The sequence below is a fragment of the Pseudoalteromonas luteoviolacea CPMOR-1 genome, from assembly GCF_001625685.1.
GTDB classification, from domain to species: domain Bacteria; phylum Pseudomonadota; class Gammaproteobacteria; order Enterobacterales; family Alteromonadaceae; genus Pseudoalteromonas; species Pseudoalteromonas luteoviolacea_K.
In genome coordinates this window covers 141,657-158,248 of the sequence record NZ_AUYC01000002.1, presented here as the reverse complement: position 1 = coordinate 158,248, position 16,592 = coordinate 141,657, and the positions used below count along the sequence as shown (strand labels likewise).

At 41.5% G+C, this 16,592-nt stretch carries 15 protein-coding genes and 1 tRNA gene; 7 read left to right on the top strand and 9 right to left on the bottom strand.

Going from position 1 to position 16,592, the window contains the following annotated elements; genetic code table 11:
- Positions 1–85: 85 nt before the first annotated feature.
- Positions 86–466 carry a hypothetical protein gene (locus N473_RS01055; RefSeq protein ID WP_063366367.1) on the bottom strand — a complete coding sequence of 127 codons (381 nt, stop codon included), beginning with the start codon at positions 464–466 and terminating at the stop codon, positions 86–88.
- A 30-nt stretch (positions 467–496) separates the two neighbouring features.
- Positions 497–1,993 (bottom strand): DNA cytosine methyltransferase, encoded by a 1,497-nt coding sequence (locus N473_RS01050; RefSeq protein WP_063366366.1) that lies wholly within the window; start codon positions 1,991–1,993, stop codon positions 497–499.
- A gap of 148 nt (positions 1,994–2,141) precedes the next feature.
- On the opposite strand from N473_RS01050, the gene N473_RS01045 reads away from it, so the two are divergent.
- Both N473_RS01045 and N473_RS01040 read left to right on the top strand, forming a co-directional pair.
- Positions 2,142–2,420 (top strand): hypothetical protein, encoded by a 279-nt coding sequence (locus N473_RS01045; RefSeq protein WP_063366365.1) that lies wholly within the window; start codon positions 2,142–2,144, stop codon positions 2,418–2,420.
- 39 nt (positions 2,421–2,459) lie between these two features.
- Positions 2,460–2,870, top strand: coding sequence for a hypothetical protein (locus N473_RS01040; protein ID WP_063362099.1), 411 nt, complete (start codon positions 2,460–2,462; stop codon positions 2,868–2,870).
- Between the two features lie 84 nt (positions 2,871–2,954).
- Here the strand turns inward: N473_RS01040 and N473_RS01035 are convergent, their stop codons facing one another.
- Positions 2,955–3,212 (bottom strand): hypothetical protein, encoded by a 258-nt coding sequence (locus N473_RS01035; RefSeq protein WP_063362098.1) that lies wholly within the window; start codon positions 3,210–3,212, stop codon positions 2,955–2,957.
- 229 nt (positions 3,213–3,441) lie between these two features.
- On the opposite strand from N473_RS01035, the gene N473_RS01030 reads away from it, so the two are divergent.
- Positions 3,442–3,945 carry a YfbU family protein gene (locus N473_RS01030; RefSeq protein ID WP_063366364.1) on the top strand — a complete coding sequence of 168 codons (504 nt, stop codon included), beginning with the start codon at positions 3,442–3,444 and terminating at the stop codon, positions 3,943–3,945.
- Here N473_RS01030 and N473_RS01025 read toward each other — a convergent pair.
- The 3 genes from N473_RS01025 to N473_RS01015 form a co-directional block, all read right to left on the bottom strand.
- Positions 3,942–5,198, bottom strand: coding sequence for a Y-family DNA polymerase (locus N473_RS01025; RefSeq protein WP_063366363.1), 1,257 nt, complete (start codon positions 5,196–5,198; stop codon positions 3,942–3,944). The genes N473_RS01030 and N473_RS01025 overlap by 4 nt on opposite strands.
- A complete protein-coding gene (locus N473_RS01020) occupies positions 5,186–5,599 on the bottom strand; it encodes a LexA family protein (protein WP_063366362.1) in 414 nt (137 codons plus the stop codon). Before N473_RS01020 ends, N473_RS01025 begins: the two co-directional genes overlap by 13 nt.
- Before the next feature lie 232 nt (positions 5,600–5,831).
- A tRNA-Pro gene (locus N473_RS01015) sits at positions 5,832–5,908 on the bottom strand.
- A 329-nt stretch (positions 5,909–6,237) separates the two neighbouring features.
- Here N473_RS01015 and N473_RS01010 point away from each other — a divergent pair.
- Positions 6,238–7,617: a fibrinogen-like YCDxxxxGGGW domain-containing protein gene (locus N473_RS01010; protein WP_063366361.1), complete on the top strand. Its 1,380-nt coding sequence runs from the start codon at positions 6,238–6,240 to the stop codon at positions 7,615–7,617.
- 109 nt (positions 7,618–7,726) lie between these two features.
- Here N473_RS01010 and N473_RS01005 read toward each other — a convergent pair whose 3' ends face one another.
- The 3 genes from N473_RS01005 to N473_RS00995 form a co-directional block, all read right to left on the bottom strand.
- A complete protein-coding gene (locus N473_RS01005; protein WP_063366360.1) occupies positions 7,727–8,731 on the bottom strand; it encodes a CobW family GTP-binding protein in 1,005 nt (334 codons plus the stop codon).
- A gap of 213 nt (positions 8,732–8,944) precedes the next feature.
- Positions 8,945–10,360, bottom strand: coding sequence for an alanine/glycine:cation symporter family protein (locus N473_RS01000; protein WP_039609348.1), 1,416 nt, complete (start codon positions 10,358–10,360; stop codon positions 8,945–8,947).
- Positions 10,361–10,505: 145 nt separating this feature from the next.
- Entirely contained in the window at positions 10,506–11,228 is a 723-nt protein-coding gene (locus tag N473_RS00995) for a metal-dependent hydrolase (RefSeq protein WP_063366359.1), read from the bottom strand.
- A 278-nt stretch (positions 11,229–11,506) separates the two neighbouring features.
- Here N473_RS00995 and N473_RS00990 point away from each other — a divergent pair, with 278 nt between their 5' ends.
- The 3 genes from N473_RS00990 to N473_RS00980 all read left to right on the top strand — a co-directional run bounded on the left by N473_RS00990 (position 11,507) and on the right by N473_RS00980 (position 16,525).
- Positions 11,507–12,982, top strand: coding sequence for a hypothetical protein (locus tag N473_RS00990; protein ID WP_063366358.1), 1,476 nt, complete (start codon positions 11,507–11,509; stop codon positions 12,980–12,982).
- Between the two features lie 154 nt (positions 12,983–13,136).
- A complete protein-coding gene (locus N473_RS00985; protein WP_063366357.1) occupies positions 13,137–13,451 on the top strand; it encodes a hypothetical protein in 315 nt (104 codons plus the stop codon).
- Between the two features lie 284 nt (positions 13,452–13,735).
- Positions 13,736–16,525 (top strand): collagenase, encoded by a 2,790-nt coding sequence (locus N473_RS00980; protein WP_155735499.1) that lies wholly within the window; start codon positions 13,736–13,738, stop codon positions 16,523–16,525.
- The last annotated feature ends 67 nt before the right edge of the window (positions 16,526–16,592 follow it).

The following is a 16,592-nucleotide window of genomic DNA, read 5'->3' as shown; positions in this document are numbered from 1 at the left end:
GAGAATTCTTATGGTCGTAAATTATTGTAGTCATCAACAAGTCTCATTTAACAATTTTAATTGCGTGGTTATTCTTTAAACATAATTAGTTGATAGGCACCATTGAAGCGCCACACTGGCATTCAATTCCTATGTTTGGTGATTTGTGTGCAAATACATCAACATCATATTGTTCAGTGCATTTGCTGCATTGGTACTTAATGGTTTCTGGCTTTTGTCCCATTCTCATATGAACAGCATCAATGGCATTTTCAACGGGGCAATTAACATTAGAATGTTCGCCTATATTTGTGTTGAAAAATGTCGCTACATCATTTGCTAATTCAGTCGCTTTGGATTCCCAGTGATCACAATTGTCGATTAGCTGCTTATTTTCTTGTTCTAGAGCAGCTACCTCTCGGGCTTTCCTTATTGCGTAGTTTTGTAGTGATTCATTCACCTTTATGTCTGCTGGCATTGGTTGCATTGATTTTAATTCCTTTATTTTTACTGAAAGTTACGCCGCTATACGGCTTTCATTTGATCTTAAGTTGGCCTCAACAATTGCTTGAGCAACCGGTGGGCAAACGGCGTTGCCGCAGCGAGCGACTTGCTTTGCTTTTGATAGTTTCATTCCGCTGCTGTCACGGCTTATTTTGTAGTCGTCTGGAAAGCCTTGTGCTGCAAATAGCTCATGCGGTTCAAGCATGCGCATACCTATATCAACGATCTGATAATCTTCGCCCTTAATCGTTACTAGGCCGAAACGGTCTTTAGTTGTTACTGTGTGCAATGGCTTATCAAGCCGGTGAACACTACCCGTGCCGTAGTACTCAACTAAGAAAGCTCTCACTTCACCGATATGAAAGCCACCGGCTGAGATGGTGTGCACTGGTTCATTCGTACCGTGGCCTATGTTTGAACCGCGTAGTTTAACCATGTGGCTTGTGACAAGTGCGTTATGATCTTTAGCTGTTACGGTATGCAATGGATCTTGAATGTCCGAGCCGTCAACACCTGTGTAGTGTTTTGCAATATGAGCAGAGACAAGTGCAAAATGACCACCTTTCACTTGGGCGCATATTGTTCTAAGGGGTTCATTTGCGGACATATTGCGTTGATTGCTAGCATTTGCATGTTCAGTAATAAAAGGGATTGAACACTCTTCAGGAACTACGAAAGGGTTATTCGAGTTAAGTACAAATCTTTGCAACCCCTTTGCGATTCTGGCCATAGTTTTTTCTGCCAAAGGACGTTTGCGGTTAAAAATAGACTTAACTGGCACGGACCAATCGATTATATCCGCTGCTGTTTTGTATGGCTTTAAACCTTCACCATGAGTGGGCTCGGGCCACGCAATTGGTTTGTCATCATTTCGTGCAATTAGGAATAATCGTTTACGAATAGTTGGCGTTCCGTAATCACAAGCTTTTAGTATTCGCCATTCCACGTTATAGCCAAGGCCGTTGATGATTTTATTTTGTGTTATGTGATCATTCTCTATACATAGCGCTTCACACACTTCATTGAATGCGGGGTTTTCACATGGTAAGCCAGTTGTGAGCGCTAGAATAAAAGCATTAAACGTTTCACCTTTTCGCTCTTTGCATGGCTTTCCATCTACAACAGGTCCCCAAGTAAGAAATTCCTCAACATTTTCTAGCATTATAATTCTGACAGGCACAAGTGCTGCCCAACGTACAGCAACCCAAGCTAAACCACGTATGTTTTTATTAACTGGTACATTTCCTTTGGCTTTGGAAAAATGCTTGCAGTCAGGGCTGAACCACGCAAGCCCTACTGGGCGACCATTACAAGCCTCTATAGGGTCAACATCCCATACTGACTCGCAATAGTGTTTAGTTTCGGGGTGATTTAGTTTGTGCATGTCTATAGCATCTTGGTCATGATTGATGGCTATATCGACATGACGATTCAGGCCTAGCTCCATACCGGTTGAAGCACCGCCACCCCCTGCAAAGTTATCAACGACTAATTCATTTTGATAAAGCATTTTTAGTTCCTTTTAAATCATCTTTGACTTAATATTGAATTATAATTAATCATCTTTGATTTAATGTCAAATCATTTATGATTTAAATTAAGTCTTTTTTGATTTAACTTTTAGATCACTCTATGATTCGAACAATAATAGGAAGCGTATGGCGAGCGAAATGCCAAAAAAGAAAGAGACAGACAGGCGACACATAGAAGCTGGGCTATCTGTATTGACGAGCTTAAAAGGTGATGCTGGTAACAGGGCTTTATTTCGTCAGGTTTATGGGCGTGAACCTGATAGTCAGAGTGAGTTAAACACCTTTAGCAATAGGCTGCAGCCGGGCAGAGGAAATCCGGGTTTAGATTTTCTCGGTAAATTTGTGGAAGCTTATCCAGAGCTTGCAAAAATGTCCCTTGGTGAATTTTTTAGGGTTAAGGAATAGGGGTATAATGATCCTATTTGAGAGAAGGTTGGAGGGTGTATGGATATTCTTTCGTTAGCAATAGGGTTTGTTGTTGGTGGGTTTACCGGTGCTGCTGGCACCTTTTACGGAAATAAGTATACAGATCAGCGTAGACAAAAAGAGAGTGAAAAAAAAGCAGTTGAGCAATGGGAAGGTTTAAAAGAAAAATTCCCTGAGATCATTCGGGAAATGATAGAAGACGTTCAAAATCCAATATTTGCTGGAGCGCGCACTTTTTTCGTATTAGAAAGTAATTATCAGATTTCTACAGATGAACCATGTTTTATTTATCACCCTGATAAGCACCCAGAGCTTCTAGCAGCACTTCGGTATATGGAGGATTTAGGATATATAAAGGATATTACTCCGAAAAACTGTCCTAAATATAGATTTTACGAACATTTTTATGATTTGCTAAAGGATAGCTAAATAACTTAAAGGCCGCTATAGGCGGCTTTTAAGTTTCAAATTAATCTACAAGCAATTAGCTATATTAGCTCATGTAGAATTCTTCTAAATGGGGACGATCCTGACATCTAGATAGCGGCCATCGCTATTTAGCTTGATCTCACTAATAAACCCTTCCAAGTTTTGAAAATGAGCACGCACAATATCCCTAAAATATTCAGCTTGCGGAGTATTGTAAAGCTCTTTATCAAGTGAATATCCACCTTGCGTCAATCGTCCATAGACTTTTATGTGCTCGCCATATTTTGCGATTGCCTCTTGTGCCTTGCTCTCTACGAATACCTTTTGCTCAGGCGTTAACATGATTATCTCCTTTCGTGAGTGTTCAACTTCAATGTAGCTTATATTGTGATAACTTTAGCTCGATTGGCAAGTGTAGGAAACGAAGGTTTTAGGTTAGCTCCCTTTAGACAATGCGGTAAGCCACTTCTATTAGATTGATTTATATCAATAGCCTTTCACTCTTGTTTGCTTTTTGACAGTTGTGTGCCTAACTAGTGTTTAAGATAACGGAAAACACTAAGGACAATTAATGAATCTTAGCCAACAAGAGAGACTTCAGTTGATCAATCAATTTGAGATTTTGTCTATTCAAAATGAGAATGATGCCAGCCACTACCAAGAACTAATAAAGATTTTACAGTCAGGCTATACAATTTTTTACAATCAAGTATTTCAGCACCTGTCAGAAGAAATGAGTGAAGAATCATGTAAGCTGGTTTTGAACATATTGGATTTATATAGAGCGATTGAAGATACAAGAGCAAGAACCGCCAGTAAGGAATTGGATGATCATCGCAGATCAACTTTTCTAGGGTTTGATGGAAACAGTGAAACTGAATATATGTGCTTCGCTAGATTTTTGGTTGTAGAGCAAGGTAAGTTTCGCGAGCAGGAACAGTATCTACAGAAAAATGACAATATGAATAGCCATATGCCAATGATAGAAATATACAGAAGAATGCTGATTGCGGCCGGAAATTATAACATCTGGGAAATGAGCGCTGAAGATGCGCTAAACATATTAAATGCCTAGCATTTGATTACTGGAATATCAGGCCACCTGGTCGTATAGCGTGGAGATAAAAACTCTCTGCGCATTTCCCAATTTTTAGTTTGTAACTCTGGCCCAATGCGAGCGGTAGTGGAACCATATCTATTATTTATCTCGTCTAAGCACTTCATAAGTTCTGGCTTGTCCTGAGATTGATTAAACATATCTGCCTGTTGAAATACATCATCTTCTAGCTCAATAGCTCCAACACCTGCTTTGTAGTATCTAACGCCCGGCTTATACAATTGGCTAAATACATTCTCTACAGCGTTCGCAAATACGGTTGCATCATTGGATGAAACAGGTAGCTCTTTAATGAAAGACTTTTTGAAATAGTCATTCTCGTGTGGCGAACTGTGAGCAAATATCACAATACGTTTTGCCAGTGAGTTTTGCTTTCTTAGCTTCTTGGTCACGATAGAACAATGAGTTGCAAGTGAGGCTTTGAGCGAGAATGGATCGGTAACACGTTCGCCAAAACTGCGAGTACTGTAGACTTCTTTTTTACGTTGCTTTACTTCATCCCAAGATAAACACTCTTCACCATTTAACTCTGTGATAGTGCGCTCGAGCACAACACTAAATTGCTGGCGCATAAGTCGTGGGTTTTGTATTGCCAAATCGAGTGCAGTTTCAACGCCGAATAGTTGCAGCTTTTTAGTTAGCTTTCTTCCAACTCCCCAAACGTCACCAACACCCATTTTTGAAAGTATTTGTCTGCGGCTTTGTTCATTGTCGATTACTGCAACACCTGTAGCGTTTGGGAATTTCTTTGCAGCATGGTTTGCTGCTTTTGCTAGCGTTGGAGTAGGGCCAAAACCTACCCCAACAGGTAGTTTTGTTTTACGCCACACTGAACGCCGGATTAAATGGCCGTAGTCATACCATGATGAAACCACATCACTATAGCCGTCGAACTTTAGAAATGACTCATCGATAGAGTAGATATAGTGATTGTCACTAAATTGGTTGATGACATTCATCATTTTATCGGAGAGATCAGCGTATAACTCATAGTTAGACGATTTAATTACTACGCCATTATTATGCAGAATATCTTTCAATTTAAAGTAGGGCTCGAACTTTGGAATACCTAAACGCCGGGCTTCAGGAGAAGCCGCAACGATACACCCATCATTGTTAGATAAAACGACAACGGGCTTTTTACGTATGCTCGGATCAAATACCTTCTCTGCAGACGCATAAAACGCAGTTGCATCAACTAGTGCATACATTTAGTTAATTCCGAATTACTGCGATGCATACGAACAGAGCCAATGACGACACCTTCTAGCTGAAAGTTATCGCAATCACTAATTCTTACTGGCGAATAAATGGGGGAGGCAGATCTCAGCAACCTATTATCAACGTCTAATAGTTTGCAAACAAACTCGTTGTTGTAGTTAGCAACGATTACATCGTTTTGCTGTGGCTGTACTGCTCTATCAACAACAAGTAGATCGCCATCGAAAATGCCTACGCCTTGCATTGAATCACCGGACGCCAAGCCAATGAAAGTCGCATTTGGGTGTTGCACTAATAATTGATCTAAAGACAGTCCTAGTTCTCTGTATTCCGCAGCCGGTGATTCAAATCCTGTTATGCCGGCACTTGCTTTGATTGGTATTACTTTCATACGTCAACCTGATACTGTTTATATATACAGTATATAATCTGAAAACGTGAGAGCACAAGAAAAAATGCTGTTAAGAAGACTCAGTGAAACAAGTTAAAGAGAATGAAAATGCTAAAGAACAGGTATGCTTGAAAGTACTGTATAATGGGACGCTAATGGGGCATTAATGGGGCGGTGCAAATAAAATAAGGAAGAAAAAAGGGTGTATCTCAATGATTAATAAGAGGAAAGCTGGTCGGCATAGCAGGATTTGAACCTGCGACCCCTGACACCCCATGACAGTGCGCTACCAAGCTGCGCTATATGCCGACTTGGTTGTCACTATAATGATTTTATTTTAAAAGGCAATAACTAATTGGTTTGTTTGGACATTAAATGGTCATAAAGCGGTTTTTGCATGCTGAGAGGTGTGTTTTCCCCTGTTAAATTGGGCTAATTAGGTGTTTTTTACTTAGTGTTTGTCGTACTTATGAATACGGTAATTGGGGCGTATTTATCTAAATATAATATTATTAATATATTGATTTAACTTAATAAAATAACTTTTTCGTATATAAAAAAGGGACGTGGTTTGTTAACATAATTGCGAAGGTTGCAATTATTCGGCCTCATACCTAGTAAAACATAAGGAAAAGTAAATGTTTAAACTCGCTCTATTGTCAGCAGCAGTATTTGCTGCAAGTTCTGTAAATGCTGTTGTTTTGGTTGAAAATACGGTCAGTCATAATGGTGTGCTGGTGCCAGCAACATCCAATGAGGTGGTTGTAACTGGTGTTGCCAGCAATTTACATGCGGAGCCAGGTGCTGTTTCACTGAAAAAGAACTCTGACGGCTCGTTTAGCTTAAGTTATAAAGAGTGGGAGTATTTAGATGGTACGCATACCAACGAAACCATCTCAACGCTTACATTAGGGGCTGGTATCCATACTATGGCCGATGGGTCAATCTGGGAAGTAGGCGTACTTGATATAAGTACTGCCAGCCAAACGTTTGAATTTTCTCAGCAGTATGATCAAGTACCTTATTTATTTCTAAGTCCGCAATCTGATAACAGTGGTTTTGCATACGTTGCCAGAGCCAATAATGTTAACCAGATCGGTTTTAACGCTAAAATTCAATATCAAGAACTACAAACAACTGGAAATACTCGGGTCTCACAAAAAGTTGCTTATTTGGCTGTGTACGCACCTAACAAAACGGGTCAGTTGGACTCAGGACAAACTTACAACTTAAACCAAGCCAAAGTTAACGAGCAGACAATTAAGTTTGAAAACCATGAGCTGTTTTTACAAGAAGAACAGTCAAAAGATGCTGAGCTCACTCATATACATGAAGTGGTCAACATGCTAGATATCGACGGTCACTTATTTGCGCAAGATATTACGACCGATGGTAGTGATACGGTAACTATTCGTGCAAACAAAAATATTCAACCGGTATCAGGTAGCGCAAGCTGTAAAATGATCCTAGAGAAAAGCCCAGATTCATTGTCTGGCTACTATACGTTGGATCCTGACGGTGTAGGCGGTTTGGCTGAATTTACTACTTTCTGTGATATGGAAAATCAAGGTGGCGGCTGGACATTAATGGCCATTCGCTATGTGCCGGGTAAAGAGTACAGCAGTGCAAATAACTACGAGTCACATTATACCGAGACGCAAAATATCACTTCGTTTGTGGATAATTTCCATTTGACTGATCCTCAGTGGTTCCATTTCAAGAATAATAGCCAAGAAATGATGCTGACTATGCGTGATGCAGGCTATTACGGCATTGCTGATATCTCTAAATTTGAAAGCGCAAACTGTATTCCACTGCAAGACACGCTTGGTTTAAATCACGGTTTAACAGGGGAAAGCATATTCAGACTTTATTGGTTTGAAGATGGGGTTTGTGATGGCAAAGGTGGTAATTTCTCCATGCTTAACTATGCGAATATTTATGGTGGGACGTACTTTAAATCGACTAATATTGGTTCGAAAATAGTCGGTGGCACAACTTATATCTTTGTAAGATAATGAGTAAAGAGCAACCCTTTGGGTTGCTCTTTGTATTAATCGTATTGTTGTTAATTAATGTTGTTTGAGCGCGTTATGCATAATGCTTAGTGCTTCTAAGTTTTTATAGTTAGGTTGCTAAGCAGTGGATAAGCTTTGTTTCAAGATCTGTACTTAGGTTTTCACCAATGATCTCAATGCGGCTTTCAATACATTCGTCTAGTTCTATCTCTGTTGTGCCATCGGCTGTTTTGTTGTAGCCAAAAATGCCATCCATGGTGATAAACACCGCCTTTAAACGTTCCGCGTCGACACTGGTGACAAATACTCTCAGCTTATCTCTGTCAAATACTTGCTCGGGGGCAAAACGCCAGCCTACACTGACAAAGCCTTCTCCTTCATTTAGAGCTTTTAGGAAGCCATCTTCAGGGAAAGGCTCTGCGTTAATGTCTCTAGCTGGATCGGCATCATGGTGATGGTGGTGATGACAAGGCGGTTTAGCGTTATTGATTGTTTTGCCGCTAAGCCACTGGGGGTTGAGTTGCCCGTGTGAGCAAAACTCTAATTGCTTACTATCAAACCCTTTTTCGGCCAAAAATAGCTCAAGCTGTGTTTTTTGAGTGTCCTGATATAAATCTAGTTTATTGCCAACCACGACATCAGCAATGGCGATTTGCTGATTAAATGTAGCATGCTCTGTGTAGCGGGTATCAGTGAGGCTTCGTGCATCGACTAGGGTGATGACTTTTTCGAGGCTAAGCAATTGCTGGTAATATTGATTTGATAATAACTGCAGTACTTCTAAGGGGTGTCCAAGCCCTGTGGGTTCAATGAGTAAGCGATGCGGCTTAGCTTCACTGAGTAGCTGATTAAGCGCGATTTGCATTGGCAAGCCAGATGCGCAGCACATACACCCACCGGGTACTTCTCGGATAAATACTTGGCTATCTTTTTTTCCGCTAAGTAAATTACCATCTATACCAATCTCACCAAACTCATTGACTAAGATGGCCCACCTTTCATCCTCAGGCTTTTGTGCTAGCAGATGCTTAATTGCGGAGGTTTTACCAACGCCTAAAAAGCCGGTGATGATGTTGGTTGGGATCGCCGAGATTGGCTGATTATCACTTTGCATTACATACTCCAATTTTTCACACTTGTGTGACGGTTGCCGCGCATTATATTTGAAATGTTATACTATAACAATTATTGTCTTTCTAAGCATGGTATTCACCCTGCTGTTAACGGGCTCTTATTATAAGGTAGTGGATTTAACGGCTTTGAAGAGAGGGGGAACAAAAAAGCGGCAGATTAACTGCCGCTTTTTTAGATAAAGGTAATTGGCTATTTATTTGCGCCAAATACCTTTAGGAAGCGTTTTTGCTATTTCAGGTCGGCTACTTGGGTCAAACTTGGGTGTTTTACCTTCTTTAAGCTGGGCTTTGTAGTCTTTGGCAAGCCAGATCACAATACCCGACAACATGAATAATGCAGCAACGTTCACAATGGCCATCATACCCATTGAGATGTCAGCCAGTGTCCAAATCAGACCAAGCTCACCCACCGCACCAAACATCACCATGCCTAATACACACAGACGGAATACCATCATGGCAGTCTTGTTTTCTTGCAAGAACATTAGGTTAGTCTCAGCGTAGCTGTAGTTCGCCACAATTGATGTGAATGCGAAGAAGAAAATAGCGACGGCAATGAAGATTGCACCCCATTGACCAACATGTTCTACAAGGGCTGCCTGTGTTAATGCAATACCGGTAACACCTGAATCAGGCACCAGCTGGTTTGATAATAAAACCAGGGCTGCAGTTGCACTACAGATCACAATGGTATCGACAAATACACCGAGCATTTGTACATAACCTTGTGATGCAGGGTGGTTTGGGTTTGGTGTAGCACTTGCAGCGGCGTTTGCTGCACTACCCATACCGGCTTCGTTAGAGAACAAGCCGCGTTTAATACCTTGGATCATTGCCTGCATAACGGCATAGCCTACAGCACCGCCAGCTGCTTGCTCTAAACCGAATGCGCTGTTAATAACCTGCATGAACACATCTGGTAGTAACTCAAAGTTGCTAAAACACACGTACAGTGCAACTAACAGGTAAGCTAATGCCATGAATGGTACAACGAGTTCTGCAAAGCGTGCGATGGTTTTCAGACCACCAAAGATGATGAACGCAGAGCCAATAACAAGCACAATGCCCATTACATATTTAGGTACATCAAATGCCACTTCAAATGCTGCCGCAATGGAATTTGATTGTACTGCATTGAATACTAAGCCAAAGGCAAGGATTAGACAGAGTGAGAATAAAATCCCCATCCAGCGCTTGTTCAAACCATACTGCATGTAATAAGCAGGCCCGCCTCGGTAGTTGCCGTCTTCGTCTTTTACTTTATAAAGCTGAGCGAGTGCACTTTCTGCAAAGCTGGTTGCCATACCAATTAAGGCAATAAGCCACATCCAGAAGATTGCGCCTGCACCACCTAAATACAGGGCGACAGCCACACCGGCCATGTTACCTGTGCCTACACGGGCTGCGAGTGAGGTACAAAATGCCTGAAATGAGGAGATACCTTCACCAGCGCCACTTCGACTGTTGGCCATGACTTTGACCATATGCGGGAATTGAGCAAATTGAATAAACCCAAGTCGGATCGTAAAGAAAACACCGGCTGCGATCAGGAGGTATATAAGAATATGTCCCCACAACAGGCCGCTGATTTGGTTAAAAAACTCAGCCATCGGATATCCTTTATTTAAGGTAACGAATAATTTTGAGCGCGTAACTTACCACAACTTGCTATCTATACGAAATTACTGCGTCGAATTCAGTTGTACAGTATTGTTTGCATGCACGTTGCTTGCAACGGTGTGAGCTTAAAATGGGTTACCATGTCCAGCTCTGCCAAGGCAGGTTATGTAAGTCTGGTAAAAAGCGCAACGTTTGTAGTTTTGTGGACCAAGTAGTGAATAGAGATGAGATATCTGTCCAGTAGGGCTGTGCAAAATAGATACCCCCAGCAGTGATTGCAACTTGCGACAAGGAGGTAATTGGGTAGCGCAGATCAATCATTTTCATTGCGGTGCCGAACGAGGCTTTAAGCTCTTTGTTATCAATGTCTACGCTGTAGCATTCATCTAATATGAGATGGGTGATTGCGCCAGTAAAAATAAAAATACTGCTCAGCACTGCAATGTACAAAGTGACACCCACAAGTAGGGCTGCGTGCAATGTTAGAATGCTAAACATCAGTACCGCAGAAATCGAGTGTAAGGTGGCTCGGTGAACTGTAAAATGTTCAAAAATAGGTTTGATGACATACATAAAACACACATACATCATGGCACCAACTAACCAGGTTTCAATGACTGAGTCAAAGTTGTTATTGAGTAAAACAATCCCAGCGGCAAGTAGCGCAAAGATGCTAAACAGACTATTGAGTGATTTAGATTTGTCGGAGTCCAGATCGGGTAACAATCCTGCGAGTGCGCCAACAATAAATAAACCAAGCGCTTGAAATCCATTAACTTCAGCCATGCTTAATAAGACAGAGCTGAATGTCGCACTGACGATGGTAGATGCTTTGAGATGAGTAGAAAAATTCGCCATGATACTTCCAAGTAGCGGAACCAATTAATTAATATAGAGAAATTAATTTTTCTTGCTAGTCTACATGAAAAACGCGAACAGGCACATTGAGTGGCATTTAAATCTTACGTCAGGTTATGCCTAATCCGCGTAAACAACACTAAATGCGGACTGTAATGAGGTGTAATGTTTTTTTTGTACTTGCTTGACTAGCCTAAGACAGTTAACACGCTTTTAAGCAGTATTGATGCGCAAGTTCAAACAGAACAATCTCTGACCGACTTAGGAGTGAGTCCATTATGCACTTTCTCAACCCAATGCTGCAAAACCACCCTATGGAAAGTACATTTATGCAAACGTGGTTAAATCGGCTTGCAGATAAATACTCACCTTGTTTGTTTACTCAATGCAGCAGTGCTACCACTGAACTTACCTCTGAAAACTACATTGATATTTATGATGGGCGTCACGCTGCAGCTATTTATACTGATGTTTCACAAACATTGAACAGGACAGAAGCGCTGGCCATTTATAAGGGAAAGCTACTGGAGCGAGGGACATTTTCGCAGGTCTATGAAAACGTAAAAAAGCATGCTGCTATGGTGCGATGTCATCGCTTAGAACCAGATGCTGTGATAGTCCCCAGTTGTGTGAGTGTGCATAGCTACCTCGTGGAGTCCGCTCTGTGTCGTCATTATGCCGATATTGGATTGTTTGGTTTGTGCGGCAGCGCAAAACGCGTGCATCAAGATTACAACTTAGCTTATGTCTTAAATACCTTAGATTATTTAAATAGTAGCCTCGATAAGGATGACTGCTTATTTTGCTTTGGTTTAGATCCGTATTTGGTGAATTGGGGCAAGCCTTTGGATAAACTGAGTGTTGAGGCGCTCGATGCATTAGCACTTGAACGACCGATTTGTATTGTTAGCAGTAATTTCTCAGTGGCTTATGTGAATACACAACTGTTAGATAAAATCCAAAATAGTGCAATTGGGCGAACGCCCTCGTTTAATGGGTTTATTGACTCAGTGAAGACATTGGGTTTTGTGAATGCGGAGGGGATGTCATTATTACCCTGGGCATTTAGTGGCAAAGAGTTATTGTGGCAATTGAGCTCACTGCCAAAGACATTTGAATATATTATCGAACAGGCTCAAAAGCAGGGTGTCAGTCATTTTGAAGTGGCGCTGCAAAGCCATTTTGTTGAGTTATTATTCGAAAAACTGGTTATACGTTTCTCAAAAGCTCAGCGCTTTTCAACTTACTACACATATCAAAGTCACATTGATGATCACGCGCGGTTAGATCATTGTGAAGTGATGAAGCTGTCGCAACTTGGGCGGCTTGATGAAAAAACCTCTGTGGGTATCGCCGTGGGCCGTTTGGCCACATGTGGTTATAAATGGGTCAATGATTATCACTATGATGAGCTCTTTGTACCTTGCAAAAGCATTCTAAGCCACGGGTGTAATCTGTGCTTACATAATGACTTTCCTCGAGAGCCAATATGCCCGTTGAGGTTGGCCGACATTGCAATGGGTCGTGATATAGAAGCCATGCCTCATAATTATTCTTGTGATGAACGTACGCTGGATACTGGGCAATGTATTTCACCGCAAGAGGCCCTGAAAGCGATTACCTATGGTGCTGCATACCACGCTAAAGTTGCTGGGTACAATCAATTAAACAACATCGCACATTACATGAAATTAAACTGCGACCCTATTAGCTGCAATAGACCTTGGCGCGATATCAAAGTCACGTTGTTATAAATTCAATTGATTGTCATAGGACACATTTAGATACGATTTGTATCTATTTCGTGACGGATCTTGAATCAATAAGATGCTTAAATGTAGTGGTGTAATGGAGTGTAATAATTTCATATGTCACAATAAAGTTAAGTTTCAGTATTAAGGCTATGTCATGATTGCAACTATTTTTAAATCATTATTTTTTAAAGCGTTGAAAAATGAAGCGAGTAGAAAAATTGCTAAGTCGGTTGTTGAAGGCGCCGTTGATAAAGGTGTTGATTACTTCAAAGCTCGTGGACAAGTGAATATCCCCTCTCAACATGAGGTAGAGACGCTAGGTTTGATCACTGGGTTAAATAATTTAGCAAGGAAAAACCTGCCTGACGGCGATTACCCGTTGAGACTAGAAAAACAAACTCTACTGGTTACTATGCGTAATCAAGGTGTCGTGAACATCCAATATGTAAATAAAAATATACCTCAGTAACTTTTGTTTCATGTGCCAAGTACCTGCACATGTTTATTTGTGATTCCAAGCTGCATCACAACATCACTATAACTAATTGATTATATTGCTTTACCTCTTAAAGGAGCGATAGGGCAACTCCCGCCTATACTGGAATAATTCAGTATTTTAAATACCAAGATAAAGAATTTAACCCGCTGTTTATGAAATAATATTATATAAAATATATTGTATGCAATATTGCGTTTGTGTTAAAAAAGTGTTCCCGCTAACGGGTTTGGATACACATATAAAAAGGTAATATTATGAAAATACAATCACTTGCTATGGCACTGCCCATAGTGGTATGTAGTTTACAATCCTTCGCTCATCAATCCACTGAGCGAACATTTAGACCTCTAGTTACATCACAACCGCAGCACTTCACCCATGGTGATGAGTATACGCAGCATCAGCTTGATAATTCTCCTACGGCACAAAGTCATGTGTCGCAGCATGAGCACAGCTTTGTTAACTCGGCTTTTATGACAACACGTACTTTGGACGTCACTTTGCAATGCGATATGACTGCATTAGCGCAGGCGAGCTCCCACACGATTGCAGATCTGGTAATTCAACAAGGCGCCAGTTGTGTGAATGAGTTATTTAGTGCGGCGAGTCAAATTCAAACGTCCGTATTTACCACAGAAAAAATGCGTGCAGCGGCACAGCGTGCCAAGTCGTTGTCAATGAGTTATGACGGTAGTGGCAGTGCACCTTTAGAGTCCTTATTTTTGTTTATTCGTGCCGGTTACTATGTAGAATTTTACAATGACTCGGTGAGTTTCGGTGCCCAATTAAAGCCTGATGTACGTGCTGCCATCGATGAGTTTGTGAAAAGCCGGCATTTTTATAACAACTCTGATGCACATGGCAAGGTGTTGAAAGAAGTCATTACTGCAATGGACTCCTCCGAGATGCAGGATGTTTATTTACCGGTTGTAAAATCATGGTTGTTGAAGTGGGAACAATCATATGCAGACAAATGGTATATGCGCAGTGCCGTTAATGGGGTATTCACCATATTGTATCGAGGCCAATGGAATACTGAATTTGTCGCAAAAGTACAATCAGACACGGAGTTAGTGAATATCTTAGCTAACTTTACCAAGCAAAATTGGATGATTGGTTCAGATTCAGAGTATCTCATCATCAATTCAGCCAGTGAACTGGCCAGATTGAAAACTTACAAGAATGCACCTATCCAGCCATTGGTAGATACCGCCCTAAAGGATTTATTTGGCCGCTTTGAAAGCTTTGGGTATGGGGATGGTATTTGGCTTGCTGCGGCAGATGTTGCGACCTATTATGCTGATTGTGATACCTTCGGCATTTGTAATTTTGAAGACGTATTGACGCAAAAGGCGTTATCTCAAACTTACCAATGTAGCGCGACGATTCGGATCCGATCACAAAATATGACGTTACAGCAGCATGAATCAGCATGCCAAACGATGGCGCTGGAAGAGTCCCGTTTTCATCAAATGTTAGCGACTAATCAAACCCCAGTCGCTGATGATAACAACACGATGCTGCAAGTGAATATTTTTGATAGCAGTGGTGATTACAGTAAGTACGCTAAGGCGATCTTTAAGATTGATACCAATAATGGCGGTATGTACTTAGAGGGTGATCCAAGTAAAGTAGGCAATCAGGCAAATTTTGTTGCCTATGAGGCCAGCTATGCCAAGGCGGATCATTTCGTTTGGAATCTAGAGCACGAATATGTGCATTACTTAGATGGTCGATTTGACTTATATGGTGACTTTAATGCGCCGACTGAAGCGATTGTTTGGTGGAGTGAAGGAGTTGCTGAATACGTAGCCAATCTCAATGACAACCAAGCAGCCATCGATACGATAAAAGATGGCAGTACTTATCAGCTCAATGAAATATTTGCCACGACTTATGCTGGGTTTGATCAAGATAGAATTTATCGGTGGGGTTATTTGGCGGTACGTTTTATGTTTGAACGTCATTTTGAAGAACTTAAAGTGATGCTCTCACAAACTAGACAAGGTAATTGGTCTGGTTATAAAACAACGGTTGATGATTGGGCTCAGCGTTATAACGAAGAGTTTACTCAATGGACATTAGCACTTGCAGGCAGTGACGACAATAGCGCACCTGTGGCATCTATCAACGGGCCTTACATGGGCACGATTGGTAATGAGATCCGGTTTAGCAGCCAAGGGAGTTCAGATCCTGAAGGGCAAGCTCTGACTTATTTGTGGCAATTTGGTGACGGTGCACAAAGCACCAGTGCAAACCCAAGGCATATATATAGCGCACCGGGAACCTATACTGTTTCACTCACAGTGAGAGATCCGCAAGGTGCACAAGCAAGTGCATCGACTTCAGTGGCGGTATCAGAAAATACAAATGAGGTGGTGGTTCTGCTCAAAGGGCAACCTGTCACAGTGGCCGCAGAACAAGATGCATTTAAGTATTTTAAACTCTCGTTACCGGCTGGCGCCACTGACTTATCAATAGTGACTTCGAGCGGCACTGGCGATGCTGATCTTTATGTTCAACACGGCCAGTTACCTACCCTTGATAGTTATGATTGTCGCCCGTATGTCAGCGGCAATGCTGAGCGATGTGATATTGCTCAGCCTGCAGGTGGAGACTATTTCATCATGCTACGCGGTTATAACCGCTTTGATAATGTCACATTAGTGGCTGACTACACGCCTCCTGTATCCACGTTACCTGATCAATGCAAAATACAAGGTGGTTTATCTGGTGGAAGAGTGATCGCAGGGACACCTGTTTGCTTAACGAGCCAAACACCGATGTGGTTTAGTCTTGAAGATGTCGAAGGGCAGGGCAGCATCAGTATTCAGACAGGGCATGGTAGCGGTGATTTAACCTTAGAGTATAGCAATCAAGGCTGGCCAAATGACGCTAATACTGAGGCGAGGTCGGCTAACGAAGGCAACAGTGAGTGCATTAATCTTACAGGGCAAAGCCAATATTGGGGGTATCTCAAGGTGTCGGGTAACCATCAAGGGTCAACGTTATTGGTTAGGTACAATGAGGGCTATTGCCAATAACTTTATTGTATAAAACTTGATGACTGAACGGTGACAGGATAAATTAAAAATAGAGCCGTTTAGTCAT

Excerpts from the sequence above, each read along its gene's own strand:
- N473_RS01055 (WP_063366367.1), bottom strand. The coding sequence starts at position 466 with ATGCAACCAATGCCAGCAGACATAAAGGTGAATGAATCACTACAAAAC.
- N473_RS01050 (WP_063366366.1), bottom strand. The coding sequence starts at position 1,993 with ATGCTTTATCAAAATGAATTAGTCGTTGATAACTTTGCAGGGGGTGGC.
- N473_RS01045 (WP_063366365.1), top strand. The coding sequence starts at position 2,142 with ATGGCGAGCGAAATGCCAAAAAAGAAAGAGACAGACAGGCGACACATA.
- N473_RS01040 (WP_063362099.1), top strand. The coding sequence starts at position 2,460 with ATGGATATTCTTTCGTTAGCAATAGGGTTTGTTGTTGGTGGGTTTACC.
- N473_RS01035 (WP_063362098.1), bottom strand. The coding sequence starts at position 3,212 with ATGTTAACGCCTGAGCAAAAGGTATTCGTAGAGAGCAAGGCACAAGAG.
- N473_RS01030 (WP_063366364.1), top strand. The coding sequence starts at position 3,442 with ATGAATCTTAGCCAACAAGAGAGACTTCAGTTGATCAATCAATTTGAG.
- N473_RS01025 (WP_063366363.1), bottom strand. The coding sequence starts at position 5,198 with ATGTATGCACTAGTTGATGCAACTGCGTTTTATGCGTCTGCAGAGAAG.
- N473_RS01020 (WP_063366362.1), bottom strand. The coding sequence starts at position 5,599 with ATGAAAGTAATACCAATCAAAGCAAGTGCCGGCATAACAGGATTTGAA.
- N473_RS01010 (WP_063366361.1), top strand. The coding sequence starts at position 6,238 with ATGTTTAAACTCGCTCTATTGTCAGCAGCAGTATTTGCTGCAAGTTCT.
- N473_RS01005 (WP_063366360.1), bottom strand. The coding sequence starts at position 8,731 with ATGCAAAGTGATAATCAGCCAATCTCGGCGATCCCAACCAACATCATC.
- N473_RS01000 (WP_039609348.1), bottom strand. The coding sequence starts at position 10,360 with ATGGCTGAGTTTTTTAACCAAATCAGCGGCCTGTTGTGGGGACATATT.
- N473_RS00995 (WP_063366359.1), bottom strand. The coding sequence starts at position 11,228 with ATGGCGAATTTTTCTACTCATCTCAAAGCATCTACCATCGTCAGTGCG.
- N473_RS00990 (WP_063366358.1), top strand. The coding sequence starts at position 11,507 with ATGCACTTTCTCAACCCAATGCTGCAAAACCACCCTATGGAAAGTACA.
- N473_RS00985 (WP_063366357.1), top strand. The coding sequence starts at position 13,137 with ATGATTGCAACTATTTTTAAATCATTATTTTTTAAAGCGTTGAAAAAT.
- N473_RS00980 (WP_155735499.1), top strand. The coding sequence starts at position 13,736 with ATGAAAATACAATCACTTGCTATGGCACTGCCCATAGTGGTATGTAGT.